Consider the following 13,642-nt stretch of genomic DNA (forward strand, 5'->3'; position numbering starts at 1 on the left):
CCCGGTGTGCGACGCGGACGGGGCGGGGAGGGGGCGGCGGCTCGTCGCGCTGGGTCGATGCGCGCTCATCGCGCTGGGCCGATGCGCGCTCATCGCACTCTGTCGATGCGCGCTCATCGCGCGGTGCTCCAGCGCCGGTCCAGGTTGCGCTGCAGCAGCGTCAGCGGCACGACCAGGATGAGGAAGCCGACGGCGACCCACAGCAGGCCGACGAAGACGTTGGCGCCGCGCTCCGACAGCGCCTGGTAGATCCCGCCGGCCTCGGTGACCGAGAAGCCGGCGGCGATCGTGGTGTTCTTGAGCAGCGCGATCTGGATGTTGGCCAGCGGCGGCACGACGTTGCGCACGGCCTGCGGGAGCACGATCTGCGACAGCGTCTGGGTGAAGGTGAAGCCCAGAGCACGGGAGGCCTCGGCCTGCCCCACCGGGACCGTGTTGACGCCGGACCGGATGACCTCGCAGACGAAGGCGGCCGTGTAGAGGATCAGGCCGATGCAGGCGCGGGTGAAGTAGGAGAGGTCGTAGATCTCCAGTCGCGGGTACGCGAACGCGAAGAAGAAGATCACCAGCGTGAGCGGCGTGTTGCGCAGGATGTTGATGTAGACGGTGCCGAAGGCCCGCAGGATCGGCACCGGGCTGACGCGCATCGCCGCCAGGATCGCCCCGAGGATCAGCGAGCCGATCGCGGACACGACGAACAGCTCGATGGTGCCGAGGAAGCCCCGGGCGTAGAGGTCGATGTTGTCCAGCAGGACGTTCACGGCGGGGCCCACCCCTTTCCGGTGGAGCTCTCGGACGAAAGACGCCGGCCGGGGCGGGTCCTGGTGGTCAGGAGCCGCCCCGGCCGGATCGGATCAGTACCGCTGCAGCGCGGGCGGCGAGGCCGGCGAGCCGGACTTGCCGAGGGTGTTGTCGTAGATCTTCTGCCAGGTGCCGTCGTCGTAGGCGGCCTGCAGGATGTCGTTGATCTTGTTGCGCAGGGCGGTGTCGTCGTGGTTCAGGCCGATGCCGTAGGGCTCGGTCGAGAAGGTGTCGCCCACGAGCTTGAGCTTGTCGGGCTGCTGCGCGGCGTAGCCCTTGAGGATCGCGTCGTCGGTGGTGACGGCGTCGACCTGCTTGGACAGCAGCTGGTCCACGCACTGCGTGTAGGTCTGGAACTCGACGATGTTGTTCGGCTCCGTCAGGCCCTGCTCCCGGACCCGCTGGATCGGCGTCGAGCCGGTCACCGAGCAGACCTTCTTGCCCTTGAGGGTGTCCTTGCCGGTGATCGCGGTCTCGTCGGAGCGGACGAGCAGGCCCTGGCCGGCGACGAAGTACGGGCCGGCGAACGACACGCGCTGCTTGCGGGCGTCGTTGATCGTGTAGGTACCGACGTAGTAGTCGACCTCGCCGCGGGAGATCGCGTCCTCGCGGGCGGCGGACGGGACCGTCTTGTAGTCGATCTTGTCCGTGCCGAAGCCGAGCTTCGCGGCGACGAGCCGGGCGATCTCGATGTCGAAGCCGGAGTACTCACCGGTGGTGGCGTCCTTGAAGCCCAGGCCGGGCTGGTCGTCCTTGACCCCGATGACGACGCGGCCACGCTGCTGCATGGCGGCGAAGGTCGCCGAGCCGGGGACCTGGACGTTGGCCGCCGGGGCCTCGGACACCACGGGACCGCCGGAGGAGCCGCCGGGGCTCCCCGACTGTCCGCAGGCGGTCAGGGTGAGAGCGGCCGCGGCCAGCCCAACCACGAGGGCACGCAACTTCATCGGAACTCCTGTCGTTCGAGAGGGGGAGCGGCGTCAGTGGGTGAGGATCTTCCCGAGGAAGTCCTTGGCACGGTCGCTCGACGGGTTGGTGAAGAAGTCGTCGGGAGTGGAGTCCTCGACGATCTCGCCGTCGGCCATGAAGACCACGCGGTGCGCGGCGCGCCGCGCGAAGCCCATCTCGTGGGTGACCACGAGCATCGTCATGCCCTCCTTGGCGAGGGTGGTCATGACGTCGAGCACCTCCTGGACCATCTCCGGGTCCAGCGCGGAGGTCGGCTCGTCGAACAGCATCACCTTCGGGTCCATCGCGAGCGCTCGGGCGATCGCCACGCGCTGCTGCTGGCCGCCGGAGAGCTGCGCCGGGTACTTGTCCTTCTGGTTCGCGATGCCGACGCGCTCGAGCAGTCGCACCGCGTTCTTCTCGGCGGCCGCCTTGTCCTGCTTGCGCACCTTGAGCGGCGCGAGCATGACGTTCTCGAGCACCGTCTTGTGCGCGAACAGGTTGAAGCTCTGGAACACCATCCCGACGTCGGCCCGCAGGCCGGCCAGCGCCTTGCCCTCGGCGGGCAGCGCGCGACCGTCGACCTCGATGGTGCCGGAGTCGATCGGCTCCAGCCGGTTGATCGTGCGGCACAGGGTGGACTTGCCGGAGCCCGAGGGACCCAGCACCACCACCACCTGCCCGCGGTCGACCTCCAGGTTGACGTCCTTGAGCACGTGCAGCTCGCCGAAGTGCTTGTCCACCGCGGCCATGCGGATCATGGGGGTGTCGGTCACGGTCGGCCTCCAGGCATGGCGGGACGCTAGGACGATTCGGACAGGCGAGTCCACCACCTTGGGCAACCTTTAGGGTCTCTATCGAATAACGACCTCGGAGGGGAACCCGCGTGCACATTCTGCTCGTGGAGGACGATGATCGCGTGGCGGCGGCGCTGCGCCCCGCCCTGCACCGGCACGGGATGACCACCACGCGGCTCGAACGCGGCCGCGGCGCGGTCGACCATCTCGCGGGGGTCGACGTCGTCCTCCTCGACCTCGGCCTGCCCGACGCCGACGGGGTCGACGTCTGCCGGGCGATCCGGCAGGCCAGCGACGTCCCCGTCATCGTGGTGACCGCCCGCGGCGACGTCGAGGACCGGATCGTCGGCCTGCACTCCGGCGCCGACGACTACGTGGTCAAGCCCTACGACGTCGGCGAGCTGGTGGCGCGGATCCACGCCGTGCAGCGCCGCCGCGGCCCGAGCGAGGCCGAGCCCGCCGACCGGGTCGTCACCACGGACGACGGCGTGGCGATCGACCTCGGCCGGCACACCGTGACCGTCGACGGCACCGAGATCACGTTGACCCGCAAGGAGTTCCAGGTCCTGGCCCTGCTCGCGGCCGCGCGCGGCACCGTGTGCACCCGCACCCGGATCGTCGCCGAGGTGTGGGGGCGGAGCTGGCCGGGCGCGAACCGGACGCTCGACGTGCACGTGGCCACGCTGCGCACCAAGCTGGGCCGGCCCGAGCTGGTCCAGACGGTGCGCGGCGTCGGGTACCGGCTCGGCGGCTGAGCGGGCCGGGGAACGGGGGCCGAGGCGTGCGCACCCGGCTGCTCGTCATCGTCTGCGTGCTGGTCGGACTGCTGGCGCTCGGGCTCGGCGTACCGCTGGCGGTGTCGAACTCGCGGGCGGCGCAGCAGGAGCTGTTCATCGACCGGCTCACCGACACCATCTACTTCGCCTCGCGCGCCCAGCGGCCGATCACCGAGACCGCTGCGGCCGGACTGCAGGAGGAGATCGCCCGCTACGACGAGGTCTACGGCGTCGCGGTCACCGTCGTCGACCGGGCCGGGCGGGTCGTCGCGGGCTCCCGGGCGGCACCGCCCGTCCTCGACGCCGAGGGTCAGCAGCGCGTCCAGGTCGCCCTGGCCGGCCGCCGCTCCGCCGTCCCGCCGCTGATCATGCCGTGGGACACCCGCCCGCTGGTGCTCGCCGAACCGGTCCTGGTCGACGGCGAGGTGCGCGGCGCGACGGTCACCGTGTCCCCGACGGACGCCCTGCGCGCCGCCGAGATCCGGGTCTGGTCGCTGGTCGCGGCGCTGGTGCTGGCCGCGCTCGCGCTCGGGGTGCTCGTCGCGGTGCCGGTGACCCGCTGGATCCTGCGGCCGGTGCGCCGCCTCGACGAGGGCACCGGCCGCGTGACGCGCGCGGTGCTGGCCGGGCGCCCGGCCGAACCGGTGTCCGACGGCTCCGGGCCGCCCGAGCTGCGCCGCCTCACCCTGTCCTTCGACCGCATGGCCGAGTCGGTCGGCCAGGCGCTGTCCACCCAGCGCGCCTTCGTCGCCGACGCGAGCCACCAGCTGCGCAACCCGCTGACCGCGCTGCGTCTGCGGCTGTCCAACCTCGACGGACACGTCGAGGGCGAGGCCGCGGAGCAGCACGTCGCCGCGCTGGAGGAGGCCGAGCGGCTCTCCGGGGTGCTCGACGGGCTGCTGGCCCTGGCCCGCGCCGAGCGCGACGCCGGTGTCGACCGGGAGGCGGACAGCCCCGTCGACCCGGCCGTCGAGGACCGGCTCGACGCCTGGCGCCCGCTCGCCGAGCACACCGGCCTGCGACTGCTGCGCGGCGGCGTGCGCGGGATGCGGGTCCGGATGGCGCCCGGCGGGATCGAGACCGTGCTCGACGCCCTGCTGGACAACGCCGTGAAGTTCACCCCGCCCGGCGGCACGGTGACCGTCACGGTCCGGCCGGTGCGCGGCTCCGCCCCGCCCCTGGTCGACGTCGCGGTGCTGGACACCGGGCCCGGGATCCCGCCCGACGAGCTCGAGCGGGCGACCGACCGGTTCTGGCGCTCGCCCGGGCAGAACAACGTGGACGGCTCCGGCCTCGGGCTCGCGATCGCCGCGCGGACCGTCGAGCTGGCGGGCGGGACGCTGGTGCTGGAGCTGCCGCCGACCGGCGGGCTGAAGGTCGCGGCACGGCTGCGGCGGGTGGTCCCGCCGGCAGCCGAGTAGCCCGTCAGGCGGTCTTGGCCTCGCGGTAGAAGCGCTCGGCGCCCGGGTGGAGCGGCACGGGCTGCGTGCCGATCGCCGCGCGGGCGTCGATGGTGAGGGCGGCGGGGCTCGTCGCGGCGAGCCGGGGCTGCTCGGCGAAGATCGTCCCGACGAGGGCGGCGGCGAGGTCGTCGTCGAGCGAGGCCGGGACCAGCAGCAGGTTCCGCACGAAGAGGGTGGCCACCGGCTCGCCGATGTCGTACGCGGAGGCCGGCACGGTGCCCGAGGAGTAGACGGGGTAGCGCGCCCGGACCGCCTCGAGGACGTCGGTCAGGTCCAGCAGCCGGATCGGCGTGTCCGCGGCCAGCGTCGCGACCCCTCCCGTCGGGAGGCCGCCGAACCAGAAGAAGACCTCGATCGTCCCGTTCCGCAGCGCGTCGACGGAGGCGGACAGGTCGAGCTGCCGGGCGTCGACGTCCCGGTCCGGATCGAGGCCGACGGTCTCCAGCAGCCGCCGCGCCACCGCGTGATAGCCCGAGGTCGGCGGCCCGATCGACACCACCCGCCCGCGCAGGTCGGCGATCCGGTGGACCGTCGAGTCCCGCCGGACCACGACGTGCAGCGCGTCGTCGTAGATCCGCGCCAGGGCCCGGGGCACGCGGGGATCGCCCGGCGCGAGGCCGGTCAGCCGCTCGGCGGCGCTGTCGACCTGACTGATCGCGATGTCGGCGGCGCCCGCTGCGAGGCGGTCGAGGTTGTCGACGGAGCCGGCCGTCGTCAGCACGGTGGGCGCGGCGGCGAGGCCGAGGTGCTCGCGCCAGACCTCGGCGAGCGTGCCGGCGAGCCGGAAGTAGACGCCCGCGTCGACGCCCGCGGCGATCGACAGCCGGCGCCCGGAGAAGTCGGCGCCGCAGGCGCCCAGGCCGGGCAGTACGGCGAGGGCGGCGAGCACGCGCAGGACCGACCGTCGGTCGAACCGGCGTCCGGGCTCCATCGCCGCATCGTGCCGGACCGGCGCCCGCCCTGTCGTCCCGGGCCCGTGCCGTCGTCCCCGGGCCGGCGGTCGTCCCCGGGGCCGGTGCACCGGCCGGACAGGCATACCCTCGTGGCGTGACCCGCAGCTACACCATCCGCACCTACGGGTGCCAGATGAACGTGCACGACTCCGAGCGGATGGCCGGTCTGCTGGAGTCCGCGGGCTATGCGCGCGCCGAGGACCCGGGGCAGGCCGACGTCGTCGTGTTCAACACCTGCGCCGTCCGCGAGAACGCGGACAACAAGCTCTACGGGAACCTCGGCCACCTGCGCCCGGCCAAGACGGCCAACCCGGACATGCAGATCGCCGTCGGCGGCTGCCTCGCGCAGAAGGACCGCGACACGATCACGAAGAAGGCCCCGTGGGTCGACGTCGTGTTCGGCACGCACAACGTCGGGTCGCTGCCCGCGCTGCTCGAGCGCGCCCGGCACAACCGCGCGGCCGCGGTGGAGATCCTCGAGTCGCTCGAGGTCTTCCCGTCGACGCTGCCCGCGCGCCGCGAGTCCGCCTACGCCGGCTGGGTCTCGATCTCGGTGGGCTGCAACAACACCTGCACCTTCTGCATCGTGCCGTCGCTGCGCGGCAAGGAGCGCGACCGCCGGCCCGGGGACATCCTCGCCGAGGTGCAGGCGCTCGCCGCCGACGGTGTGCTCGAGGTGACCCTGCTGGGTCAGAACGTCAACGCGTACGGCTCGGAGTTCGGCGACCGCGGCGCGTTCGCGAAGCTGCTGCGCTCCTGCGGCACCGTCGAGGGGCTCGAGCGCGTGCGGTTCACCTCGCCGCACCCGCGGGACTTCACGCCGGACGTCATCGCCGCCATGGCCGAGACGCCGAACGTCTGCCCGCAGCTGCACATGCCGCTGCAGTCCGGCTCGGACCGGGTGCTGCGCGCGATGCGGCGGTCCTACCGCTCCGAGCGGTTCCTCGGGATCCTCGACGAGGTCCGCGCCTCGATCCCCGACGCCGCGGTGTCCACCGACATCATCGTCGGGTTCCCGGGCGAGACCGAGGAGGACTTCGCGCAGACCCTCGAGGTGGTGCGCCGGGCCCGGTTCGCGCAGGCCTTCACGTTCCAGTACTCGCCGCGCCCCGGCACCCCGGCCGCCGAGCTTCCCGACCAGCTGCCCAAGGCCGTCGTCCAGGAGCGGTACGAGCGGCTGGTGGCGCTGCAGGAGCAGATCTCCTGGGAGGAGAACCGCGCGCTCGAGGGCCGCGAGGTCGAGGTGCTGGTCAGCACGGGCGAGGGCCGAAAGGACGGCGCCACCCGGCGGATGAGCGGACGGGCCCGGGACGGGCGGCTCGTGCACTTCGCGCCCGGGCGGGACGGGATCCGGCCGGGTGACCTCGTCACCGTGCGGATCGGGTACGGGGCGCCGCACCACCTCGTCGCCGACGACGGGGTGCTGGAGCACCGCCGCACCCGTGCGGGCGACGCGCACGAGGCCGGGCAGCGGCCGGGTTCCGCTCCCGCCCCCCCGGCGCCCACCGGGCTGGGCCTGCCGGGCTTCGGGAAGCCCGCGGCCGAGCCGGTCGCGGCCGGGTGCGGGGCGCAGCAGGCGTGAGCGAGGAAGTGCGGGCGCGGGCGACCGCGCCCGAGGGACGGACGGAGCGGACGATGAGCGACGAGCGGACCTCCGGTGGGGACCGGCAGGGACCGGACGGCGACCGGGCGCCGTGGGACCGCGAGGTCGATCCCCGGCTGTCGGCCCTGGAGACCGAGCTCGCCGGGGTGGCCCGGCGGGTGGAGCGGAAGATCGACCCGGGGGCGGCCGCGCTGGTCGCTGCGATCGGCACCCTCGCCGTCGTCGGGGCGCTGCTGCTGCCCTGGGTGGCCGGCGCCACCGGCTGGCAGCTGCTGGTCGGTGCGGCGTCGGCCGGTCCGCTCCCGCGGCTGTTCACGTTCACGGCCACCGCGTTCGGCCTGGTCGCCTCGGCGCTCGCGCTGACCACCCGCTACTGGGCGCTCGCCTGGATCAGCGCGGTCGGCTGCGGGATCTCGCTGGTCAACGGCGTGTGGGCGGTGTGGAGCCGGCAGACCGTGGCGCCCGAGGGGCTGCAGGGCCCCGGCCCCGGCCTGATCCTCGCGGTGGTCGGAGTGGCGCTGCTGACCTTCACCTGGGCCCGCATCTCCCTCCAGCGCCGCTGACCCGGCGAAGATCACGATCCGGGTGGACGGAGCCTCGGGGAGCGAGGCCGAGTCCGCCGAGATCGTGATCATGGTCGTCGGAGCGCCCGGCGGACCTCGCTGATCACGGCCTGGGGACGGCGGGCGAGGTCGTGCCAGGTGAAGCGGAGCGGGAGCCATCCGGCCTGCACCAGGGCGTTCTGCCTCATACGGTCGGCACGGAATCGGTCGACATCGACGTGCCACGCCCAGCCGTCCACCTCGACGGCGACCTTGGCCCCGGGAAACGCGATGTCGATGTGGCTGTGGGACCCGAACGGAAGATGAAGGACCCAGCCGTCGATGCCGGCGTCGCGCAGCAGCGCGATGAAGGTCCGCTCGGCGAACGAGTCGGCGCGATCGGCGGCCGCGATCAGGAGGGCACGCATCCGCGGGGCTCCGCGGCAGTTCACGGCTCGCGCGAAGGCCCGCTGGACGTCGGCGAAGTCCACGTACTTCTGCAACGCCCGGTCGAGGAACTCCGAGCCGTGCGGCAACGCTGCCGCCGTCTCGAGGGCGGTGAGTGCCCGCCCGGTCAGCGAGACTCCTCGCACCGACACCAGGTCGCAGGTCTCGAGATCGCGGCGCCGGATCCGCACACCGGGCTCGGTGGCCGGTCCGCGGCGACGAGGAACGGTCAGCTCGATCGTGCGCGGCGCCCGCTCGAGCATCCCGTGCCACCAGGCCGCCGCCTCGCCCGACAGGACACCCCGACCGTCGAGCCACAGGGCCGCCGCCCGGACCCGGACCGTGTCGGTGACCGGATGACCCGCGACCAGGTAGACCTGCGGGCGCACGCGCCGCCACTGCCCGGCCGCCACCCTCCTGTCGACCGCGGCCGGCGACAGGTGGATGAGTGCTTGGGCGCGGGTGAGCAGCCCGTCCTGGCGGGCGATCAGCCGGAGAAGCGGTTCGGGTGTGCGCACGAACGGACGATCACGCCCACACCCGCGGCCGTGCAGGAAGATCCGGCGGCCCGTTGCGATCGCGAACGCATAATCACGATCTCGGCAGGCTGAGCCTCGGTACGCGAGGCTGCACCCGCCCAGATCGTGATCAGCGGTCCTGGACCGACTGCTCCGCGGTCTCCAGCCACTCCCGCCACTGCGCCGCCTGCGACTCCGCCTGCTCCGCCCGGCGCTCGTCGCCGGAGGAACGGGCCTTCTCGGCCTGGGCCTCGAACTGGGCGACGCGGTCGCGGAACTGCGCGACGCGGGCCTCGGCCTCGGGGTCGGTGCGCCGCCACTGCCGGTCCGCGGCCTCGCGCACGGACTCCTCGACGGCCCGCAGCCGCTGCTCCAGCGGTCGCATGTCATCGCGCTGGACCTTGCCGATCTCCTCCCAGCGCTCCTGGACGTGGCGCAGGGCGATCCGGGCGGCGTCGGGATCCGAGGTGTCGATCTTCTCGGCCTCGTCGAGCAGCGAGCGCTTGGCGTCGGCGTTGGCCGCGAACTCGGAGTCGCGCTCGGCGAAGACGGCCGAGCGGCGCGAGAAGAAGGTGTCCTGGGCGCTGCGGAACCGGTGCCAGAGGGCGTCGTCGGCGTCCTTCTGGGCGCGCCCGGCCGCCTTCCACTCCGTCATCAGGTCGCGGTAGCGGGCGGCGGTGGGGCCCCAGTCCGCGGACTCCGAGAGCGCCTCGGCCTCGGCGACCAGCTCCTCCTTGCGCGCCTTGGCCCCGGCGCGCTGCCGGTCGAGGTCGGCGAAGTGCGAGCCGCGGCGCCGGTTGAAGGCCTCGCGGGCGCGCGAGAAGCGCTTCCACAGCGCCTCGTCCGTCTTGCGGTCGATGCCCTTGATCGTGCGCCACTCGTCGAGGATCGCCTTGTAGCGGTCGCCGGCCTGCTTCCACTGGGTGGAGTCGGCGGCCATGGCCTCGGCCTCGGCGACCAGGTCCTCCTTGCGGGCGATCGCGGCGTGCCGCTGCTCGTCACGCGCGGTGCGGGCACTGGCGACGGCGTCCTCGGCCATTCCGACGAGCTCGTCGAGTCGCTTGTGCAGCCCGTCGAGGTCACCGACCACCGCGGCCTCGTCGAGCCCGTCCCGCAACGCCTTCGCGCTGGTGAGCGCGTGCTTCGGGTCGCCGCCGCCGGTGGCGAGCCGGGCGACGAGCAGCTCGGCCTCGGCGAGCAGGTCGTCGAAGCGGCGGGCGAAGTGGGCGAGGCCCTCGTCGGGAGCGCCGGCCTGCCACGAGCCGACCCGGCGCTCGCCCTCGGCGGTGCGGACGAAGACCGCACCCTCGGCGTCCACCCGGCCCCAGCGCGACGGGTTGTCCGAGGCCGTCGCGACGGGCGAGGGCTCGACGGGCGCGGCGACCGGCCGGGCCACGGGCGCGGGCTGCGCCGGGCGGGCACCGGGGGGCGGGCCCGGCCGCGGGCCGGGCTTGGGGCCGGGCGGCGGCCCGGGCTTGGGCGGACCCGGCTTCGGGGGAGCGGGCTTCGGGGCGGGGGGCGGTGCCGCCGCGGGCGGGGCGGGCGGTGCCGGCTGCGCCGGGGCGGGCGAGGTCGGCTGCGCCGGGGGCTCCGGTGTCGCGTCCGACGCCGGGGAGGCGGACCCGGGCGTCGCCGGTGCGGCCGGCTCCGAGACCTCCGACCGCTCCGCCTGCTCAGCGTGCTCCGGCTGCTCCGACCGCTCCGCCTGCTCAGCGTGCTCCGCCTGCTCCGGCTGCTCCGGCTGCTCGGCGTGCTCCGCCTGCTCGGCGTGCTCCGCCTGCTCGGCGTGCTCCGGCTGGTCCGCCAGGGCCGGCTGGTCCGACTGCTCGGCCGCCGCTTCCGTCTCCGGCCGGGACGCGTCCGGGGTGTCCTGAGCGGGCGTGCTCGCGGCGGTACCGGGCAGGCCTTCCCGCTGCGTCTCGTCCGTGTGCTCGTCCGACACCGTCGTCCTCCCTCGTTCGGGCCCGCCGCCGGGGACGGGCGCCCCGCCGTCGAACGCCGGGGCCGTGCACGAACCGGCCGGTCGCGACGCGCGACCACCGGTCGGCGGAATTCAAACAGGTCGGGAGGGCGCACGGAACCGCCGCGACCCGGACGAGACCACGGACGGCCGCCTCGGCGCGCCGAGTCGCCGCCCTGCGCCACTCTCCGGCTCCGACCGGACGCGCAGGGTGATCGGAGGGCGGCGGCGCGACCGCCGGGGCCGCACTACTGTCGGTCGCGTGCTGTCGCTGGTCGTCGTGCTCCCGCACCCCCCTCTCCTCGTCCCGGAACTGGCCGCGGGGTCGGCGGGGGAGACCGCGGAGCTGCGCGCCGCGGTTCGCGCGGCCGCGGGCCGGCTCGCCGACGCGGCGCCGGACTGGATCGCCGTCGGCGCCGACCCGGGCGGCCGCCGGACCGTTCCGCCCGCGACCGCCGGGACGTTCGTGGGCTTCGGGCGGGACGTCCGGGTCGCGCTCGGCCCCGGCGCCGGCGCGCCGGACCCGGAGCTCCCGTTGCCCCTCCTCGTCGCCGGCTGGGCCGCCGGCGAGACCGGGCGCTCGCCGCGCATCCGCGGCGAGCTCGTCGCCGCCGACGCCCCCACGCCCGACTGCGTCCGGCTCGGCCGGGAGCTGGCCGCCGAGGCCGGCGCCGCCGACGGCCCCGTCGGCCTGCTGATCGTGGGCGACGGCGCGGCCACCCACACGGAGAAGGCCCCGGGCCACCTCGACGAGCGGGCCGGCCCGTTCGACGCGGGCGTCGCCAAGGCGCTCGAGCACGGCGACCCCGCCCCCCTGGCCGCCCTCGATCCCGGGCTCGCCGCCGAGCTGTGGACCGCCGGCCGCGCCCCGTGGCAGGTCCTGGCGGGGGCCGCGGAGGACCGGGACTGGCGCGGCGAGCTGCTGTACTCCGCCGCGCCCTACGGCGTGGCGTACCACGTGGCGGTCTGGACGCCGGCATGACGAGGCTGGTGGCCGTCGTCGGGCCGACCGCGACGGGCAAGTCCGACCTCGCGCTGGACCTGGCCGAGGCGCTGGGCGGCGAGGTCGTCAACGCCGACGCCATGCAGCTCTACCGGGGCCTCGACATCGGCACCGCGAAGCTGCCCCTCGCCGAGCGCCGCGGGATCCCGCACCACCAGCTCGACGTCCTCGACGTCACCGAGGCCGCCTCGGTCGCCGTCTACCAGCGGGAGGCGTGCGCCGCGATCGAGGCGCTGCTCGCCGCCGGCCGCACGCCGGTCCTGGTCGGCGGGTCGGGTCTGTACGTCCAGGCCGTGGTCGACGAGCTGGAGTTCCCCGGCACCGACCCCGCGATCCGCGGCCGGTGGGAGGCCGAGCTCGCCGCCGTCGGGGCGCCGGCCCTGCACCGCAGGCTGGCCGAGGTCGACCCCGCGGCGGCGCAGAACGTGCTGCCCGGCAACGGCAGGCGGATCGTCCGGGCGCTGGAGGTCATCGAGCTGACCGGGCGTCCGTTCCGGGCGACCCTGCCGGGGCGGCGGACACCCCGGTACGACGCGGTGCTGCTCGGCGTGGACCGGGACACCGGCGAGCTCGACGACCGCGTCGCCCGCCGCGTGTACCTGATGATGGGACAGGGGTTGGTCGAGGAGACCCGCGGGCTGCTGGAGAAGGGCCTGCGGGAGGGCCGGACGGCGTCGCGGGCCCTGGGTTACCAGCAGGTCGTCGCGGCCCTGGACGGCGCGTACGACCTCGCGACGGCCACGGAGGAGACCGTCCGGGCCACCCGCCGGTTCGTGCGCCGGCAGCGCTCGTGGTTCCGCCGCGACCCCCGCATCCACTGGCTCGACGGCGCCGATCCCGAACTGTCGGCGGCGGCTCGTAGGCTGGTCACGTGAGTGAGCGCCGGCGAGCGAACCATCGACACAGCAGCGACGTGCGCCGCCGGCCGCGCGTCGGCGAGGACCAGCGGTGAGTGACGGCATCCCCTTCTCCAAGGGCCACGGCACGCAGAACGACTTCGTCGTGCTGCCCGATCCCGAGGGCGCCCTCGACCTCACGCCGGCGCGGGTCGCCGCGCTGTGCGACCGGCGGCGCGGGCTCGGGGCGGACGGGGTGCTGCGCGTCGTCCGGTCGGCAGCGCTGGGCGTCGACGGGCCCGAGTGGTTCATGGACTACCGCAACGCCGACGGGTCGGTCGCCGAGATGTGCGGCAACGGCGTGCGTGTCTTCGCCCGGTACCTGCAGCACGCGGGCTGGTTCCGCAGTGGGGAGCTGCCGCTGGGCACCCGTGCCGGCGTCAGGCGCGTCACGCTCGAGGGCGACTGGGTCGCGGTCGAGATGGGCCGCGCGCTGGTCGGGGCGGAGAGCGTCGCGACGGTCGGGGGCCGGGAGTTCCCGGGCGTGGCGGTCGACGTCGGGAACCCGCACCTCGCGTGCGTCACCGACACCGACCTCGCCGGGCTGGACCTGACCGTGCCGCCGGGGCGGGACGAGGCGCTGTTCCCGAACGGGGCGAACGTCGAGTTCGTCGCGCCCGCGCGGGGCGACGAGCCGGTCGCGATGCGCGTGCACGAGCGCGGCGTGGGGGAGACCCGGTCCTGTGGCACCGGCACCGTGGCGGCCGTCGTGGCTGCCCTTCGGGCGGCGGGGCGCGCCGAGGGACGCCTGCCCGTCGACACCCCCGGCGGTCGGTTGGAGGTCACCGTCCGCGAGGGCGGGGCGTCGACGGTCCTGCACGGCCCGGCGGTCCTGGTCGCGCACGGTGAACTGGATCGGTCGTGGTGGGAGTCCGCAGGGTGACGCACGGGAAACGTGCCGACACGGCGACCCGAAACGTGGGACAATAGACCGC

13 protein-coding genes are annotated in these 13,642 nt (G+C 74.6%); 7 read left to right on the plus strand and 6 right to left on the minus strand.

The genetic code is table 11. The annotated features are described in order from the left end of the window. Nucleotides 1–113 precede the first annotated feature (113 nt). From LWC33_RS20365 to LWC33_RS20375, 3 genes are all read right to left on the minus strand, one after another. Nucleotides 114–761, minus strand: a complete 648-nt coding sequence (locus LWC33_RS20365) for an amino acid ABC transporter permease (protein ID WP_233306010.1) — start codon at nucleotides 759–761, stop codon at nucleotides 114–116. A gap of 93 nt (nucleotides 762–854) precedes the next feature. Continuing rightward, nucleotides 855–1,748: a glutamate ABC transporter substrate-binding protein gene (locus LWC33_RS20370; RefSeq protein WP_233306011.1), complete on the minus strand. Its 894-nt coding sequence runs from the start codon at nucleotides 1,746–1,748 to the stop codon at nucleotides 855–857. Between the two features lie 33 nt (nucleotides 1,749–1,781). Beyond that, the gene (locus LWC33_RS20375) at nucleotides 1,782–2,510 is read right to left on the minus strand and encodes an amino acid ABC transporter ATP-binding protein (protein ID WP_233306050.1); all 729 of its coding nucleotides are present in this window, start codon (nucleotides 2,508–2,510) and stop codon (nucleotides 1,782–1,784) included. Nucleotides 2,511–2,635: 125 nt separating this feature from the next. On the opposite strand from LWC33_RS20375, the gene LWC33_RS20380 reads away from it, so the two are divergent. Both LWC33_RS20380 and LWC33_RS20385 read left to right on the plus strand, forming a co-directional pair. Next, nucleotides 2,636–3,301 carry a response regulator transcription factor gene (locus tag LWC33_RS20380; protein ID WP_233306012.1) on the plus strand — a complete coding sequence of 222 codons (666 nt, stop codon included), beginning with the start codon at nucleotides 2,636–2,638 and terminating at the stop codon, nucleotides 3,299–3,301. A 26-nt stretch (nucleotides 3,302–3,327) separates the two neighbouring features. Further along, nucleotides 3,328–4,743, plus strand: coding sequence for a sensor histidine kinase (locus LWC33_RS20385; RefSeq protein ID WP_233306013.1), 1,416 nt, complete (start codon nucleotides 3,328–3,330; stop codon nucleotides 4,741–4,743). A 4-nt stretch (nucleotides 4,744–4,747) separates the two neighbouring features. On the opposite strand, the gene LWC33_RS20390 is transcribed toward LWC33_RS20385, so the two are convergent. Continuing rightward, a complete protein-coding gene (locus tag LWC33_RS20390; RefSeq protein WP_233306014.1) occupies nucleotides 4,748–5,716 on the minus strand; it encodes a TAXI family TRAP transporter solute-binding subunit in 969 nt (322 codons plus the stop codon). A gap of 116 nt (nucleotides 5,717–5,832) precedes the next feature. Here LWC33_RS20390 and miaB point away from each other — a divergent pair, with 116 nt between their 5' ends. Then, nucleotides 5,833–7,320, plus strand: coding sequence for a tRNA (N6-isopentenyl adenosine(37)-C2)-methylthiotransferase MiaB (gene miaB / locus LWC33_RS20395; RefSeq protein WP_233306015.1), 1,488 nt, complete (start codon nucleotides 5,833–5,835; stop codon nucleotides 7,318–7,320). Nucleotides 7,321–7,373: 53 nt separating this feature from the next. Further along, nucleotides 7,374–7,904, plus strand: a complete 531-nt coding sequence (locus LWC33_RS20400; protein WP_233306016.1) for an Rv2732c family membrane protein — start codon at nucleotides 7,374–7,376, stop codon at nucleotides 7,902–7,904. 68 nt (nucleotides 7,905–7,972) lie between these two features. Here LWC33_RS20400 and LWC33_RS20405 read toward each other — a convergent pair whose 3' ends face one another. Then, nucleotides 7,973–8,848 carry a type IV toxin-antitoxin system AbiEi family antitoxin gene (locus tag LWC33_RS20405; RefSeq protein ID WP_233306017.1) on the minus strand — a complete coding sequence of 292 codons (876 nt, stop codon included), beginning with the start codon at nucleotides 8,846–8,848 and terminating at the stop codon, nucleotides 7,973–7,975. A gap of 130 nt (nucleotides 8,849–8,978) precedes the next feature. Beyond that, nucleotides 8,979–10,244, minus strand: a complete 1,266-nt coding sequence (locus LWC33_RS20410) for a DUF349 domain-containing protein (RefSeq protein ID WP_233306051.1) — start codon at nucleotides 10,242–10,244, stop codon at nucleotides 8,979–8,981. Between the two features lie 826 nt (nucleotides 10,245–11,070). Between LWC33_RS20410 and LWC33_RS20415 the strand changes: the two genes are divergently transcribed. The 3 genes from LWC33_RS20415 (at nucleotide 11,071) to dapF (ending at nucleotide 13,590) form a co-directional block, all read left to right on the plus strand. Next, nucleotides 11,071–11,790: a class III extradiol ring-cleavage dioxygenase family protein gene (locus LWC33_RS20415; RefSeq protein WP_233306018.1), complete on the plus strand. Its 720-nt coding sequence runs from the start codon at nucleotides 11,071–11,073 to the stop codon at nucleotides 11,788–11,790. Continuing rightward, entirely contained in the window at nucleotides 11,787–12,686 is a 900-nt protein-coding gene (miaA, locus tag LWC33_RS20420; RefSeq protein ID WP_233306019.1) for a tRNA (adenosine(37)-N6)-dimethylallyltransferase MiaA, read from the plus strand. The genes LWC33_RS20415 and miaA overlap by 4 nt, the downstream gene beginning before the upstream one ends. A gap of 73 nt (nucleotides 12,687–12,759) precedes the next feature. Continuing rightward, complete coding sequence (gene dapF / locus LWC33_RS20425; protein ID WP_233306020.1) at nucleotides 12,760–13,590, plus strand: diaminopimelate epimerase; 831 nt, start codon at nucleotides 12,760–12,762, stop codon at nucleotides 13,588–13,590. Nucleotides 13,591–13,642 lie beyond the last annotated feature (52 nt).

Source organism: Pseudonocardia terrae (assembly GCF_021343995.1).
In the GTDB taxonomy this organism is placed as follows: domain Bacteria; phylum Actinomycetota; class Actinomycetes; order Mycobacteriales; family Pseudonocardiaceae; genus Pseudonocardia; species Pseudonocardia terrae.

Excerpts from the sequence above, each read along its gene's own strand:
- LWC33_RS20370 (WP_233306011.1), bottom strand. The coding sequence starts at position 1,748 with ATGAAGTTGCGTGCCCTCGTGGTTGGGCTGGCCGCGGCCGCTCTCACC.
- LWC33_RS20375 (WP_233306050.1), bottom strand. The coding sequence starts at position 2,510 with ATGATCCGCATGGCCGCGGTGGACAAGCACTTCGGCGAGCTGCACGTG.
- LWC33_RS20390 (WP_233306014.1), bottom strand. The coding sequence starts at position 5,716 with ATGGAGCCCGGACGCCGGTTCGACCGACGGTCGGTCCTGCGCGTGCTC.
- LWC33_RS20400 (WP_233306016.1), top strand. The coding sequence starts at position 7,374 with ATGAGCGACGAGCGGACCTCCGGTGGGGACCGGCAGGGACCGGACGGC.
- miaA (WP_233306019.1), top strand. The coding sequence starts at position 11,787 with ATGACGAGGCTGGTGGCCGTCGTCGGGCCGACCGCGACGGGCAAGTCC.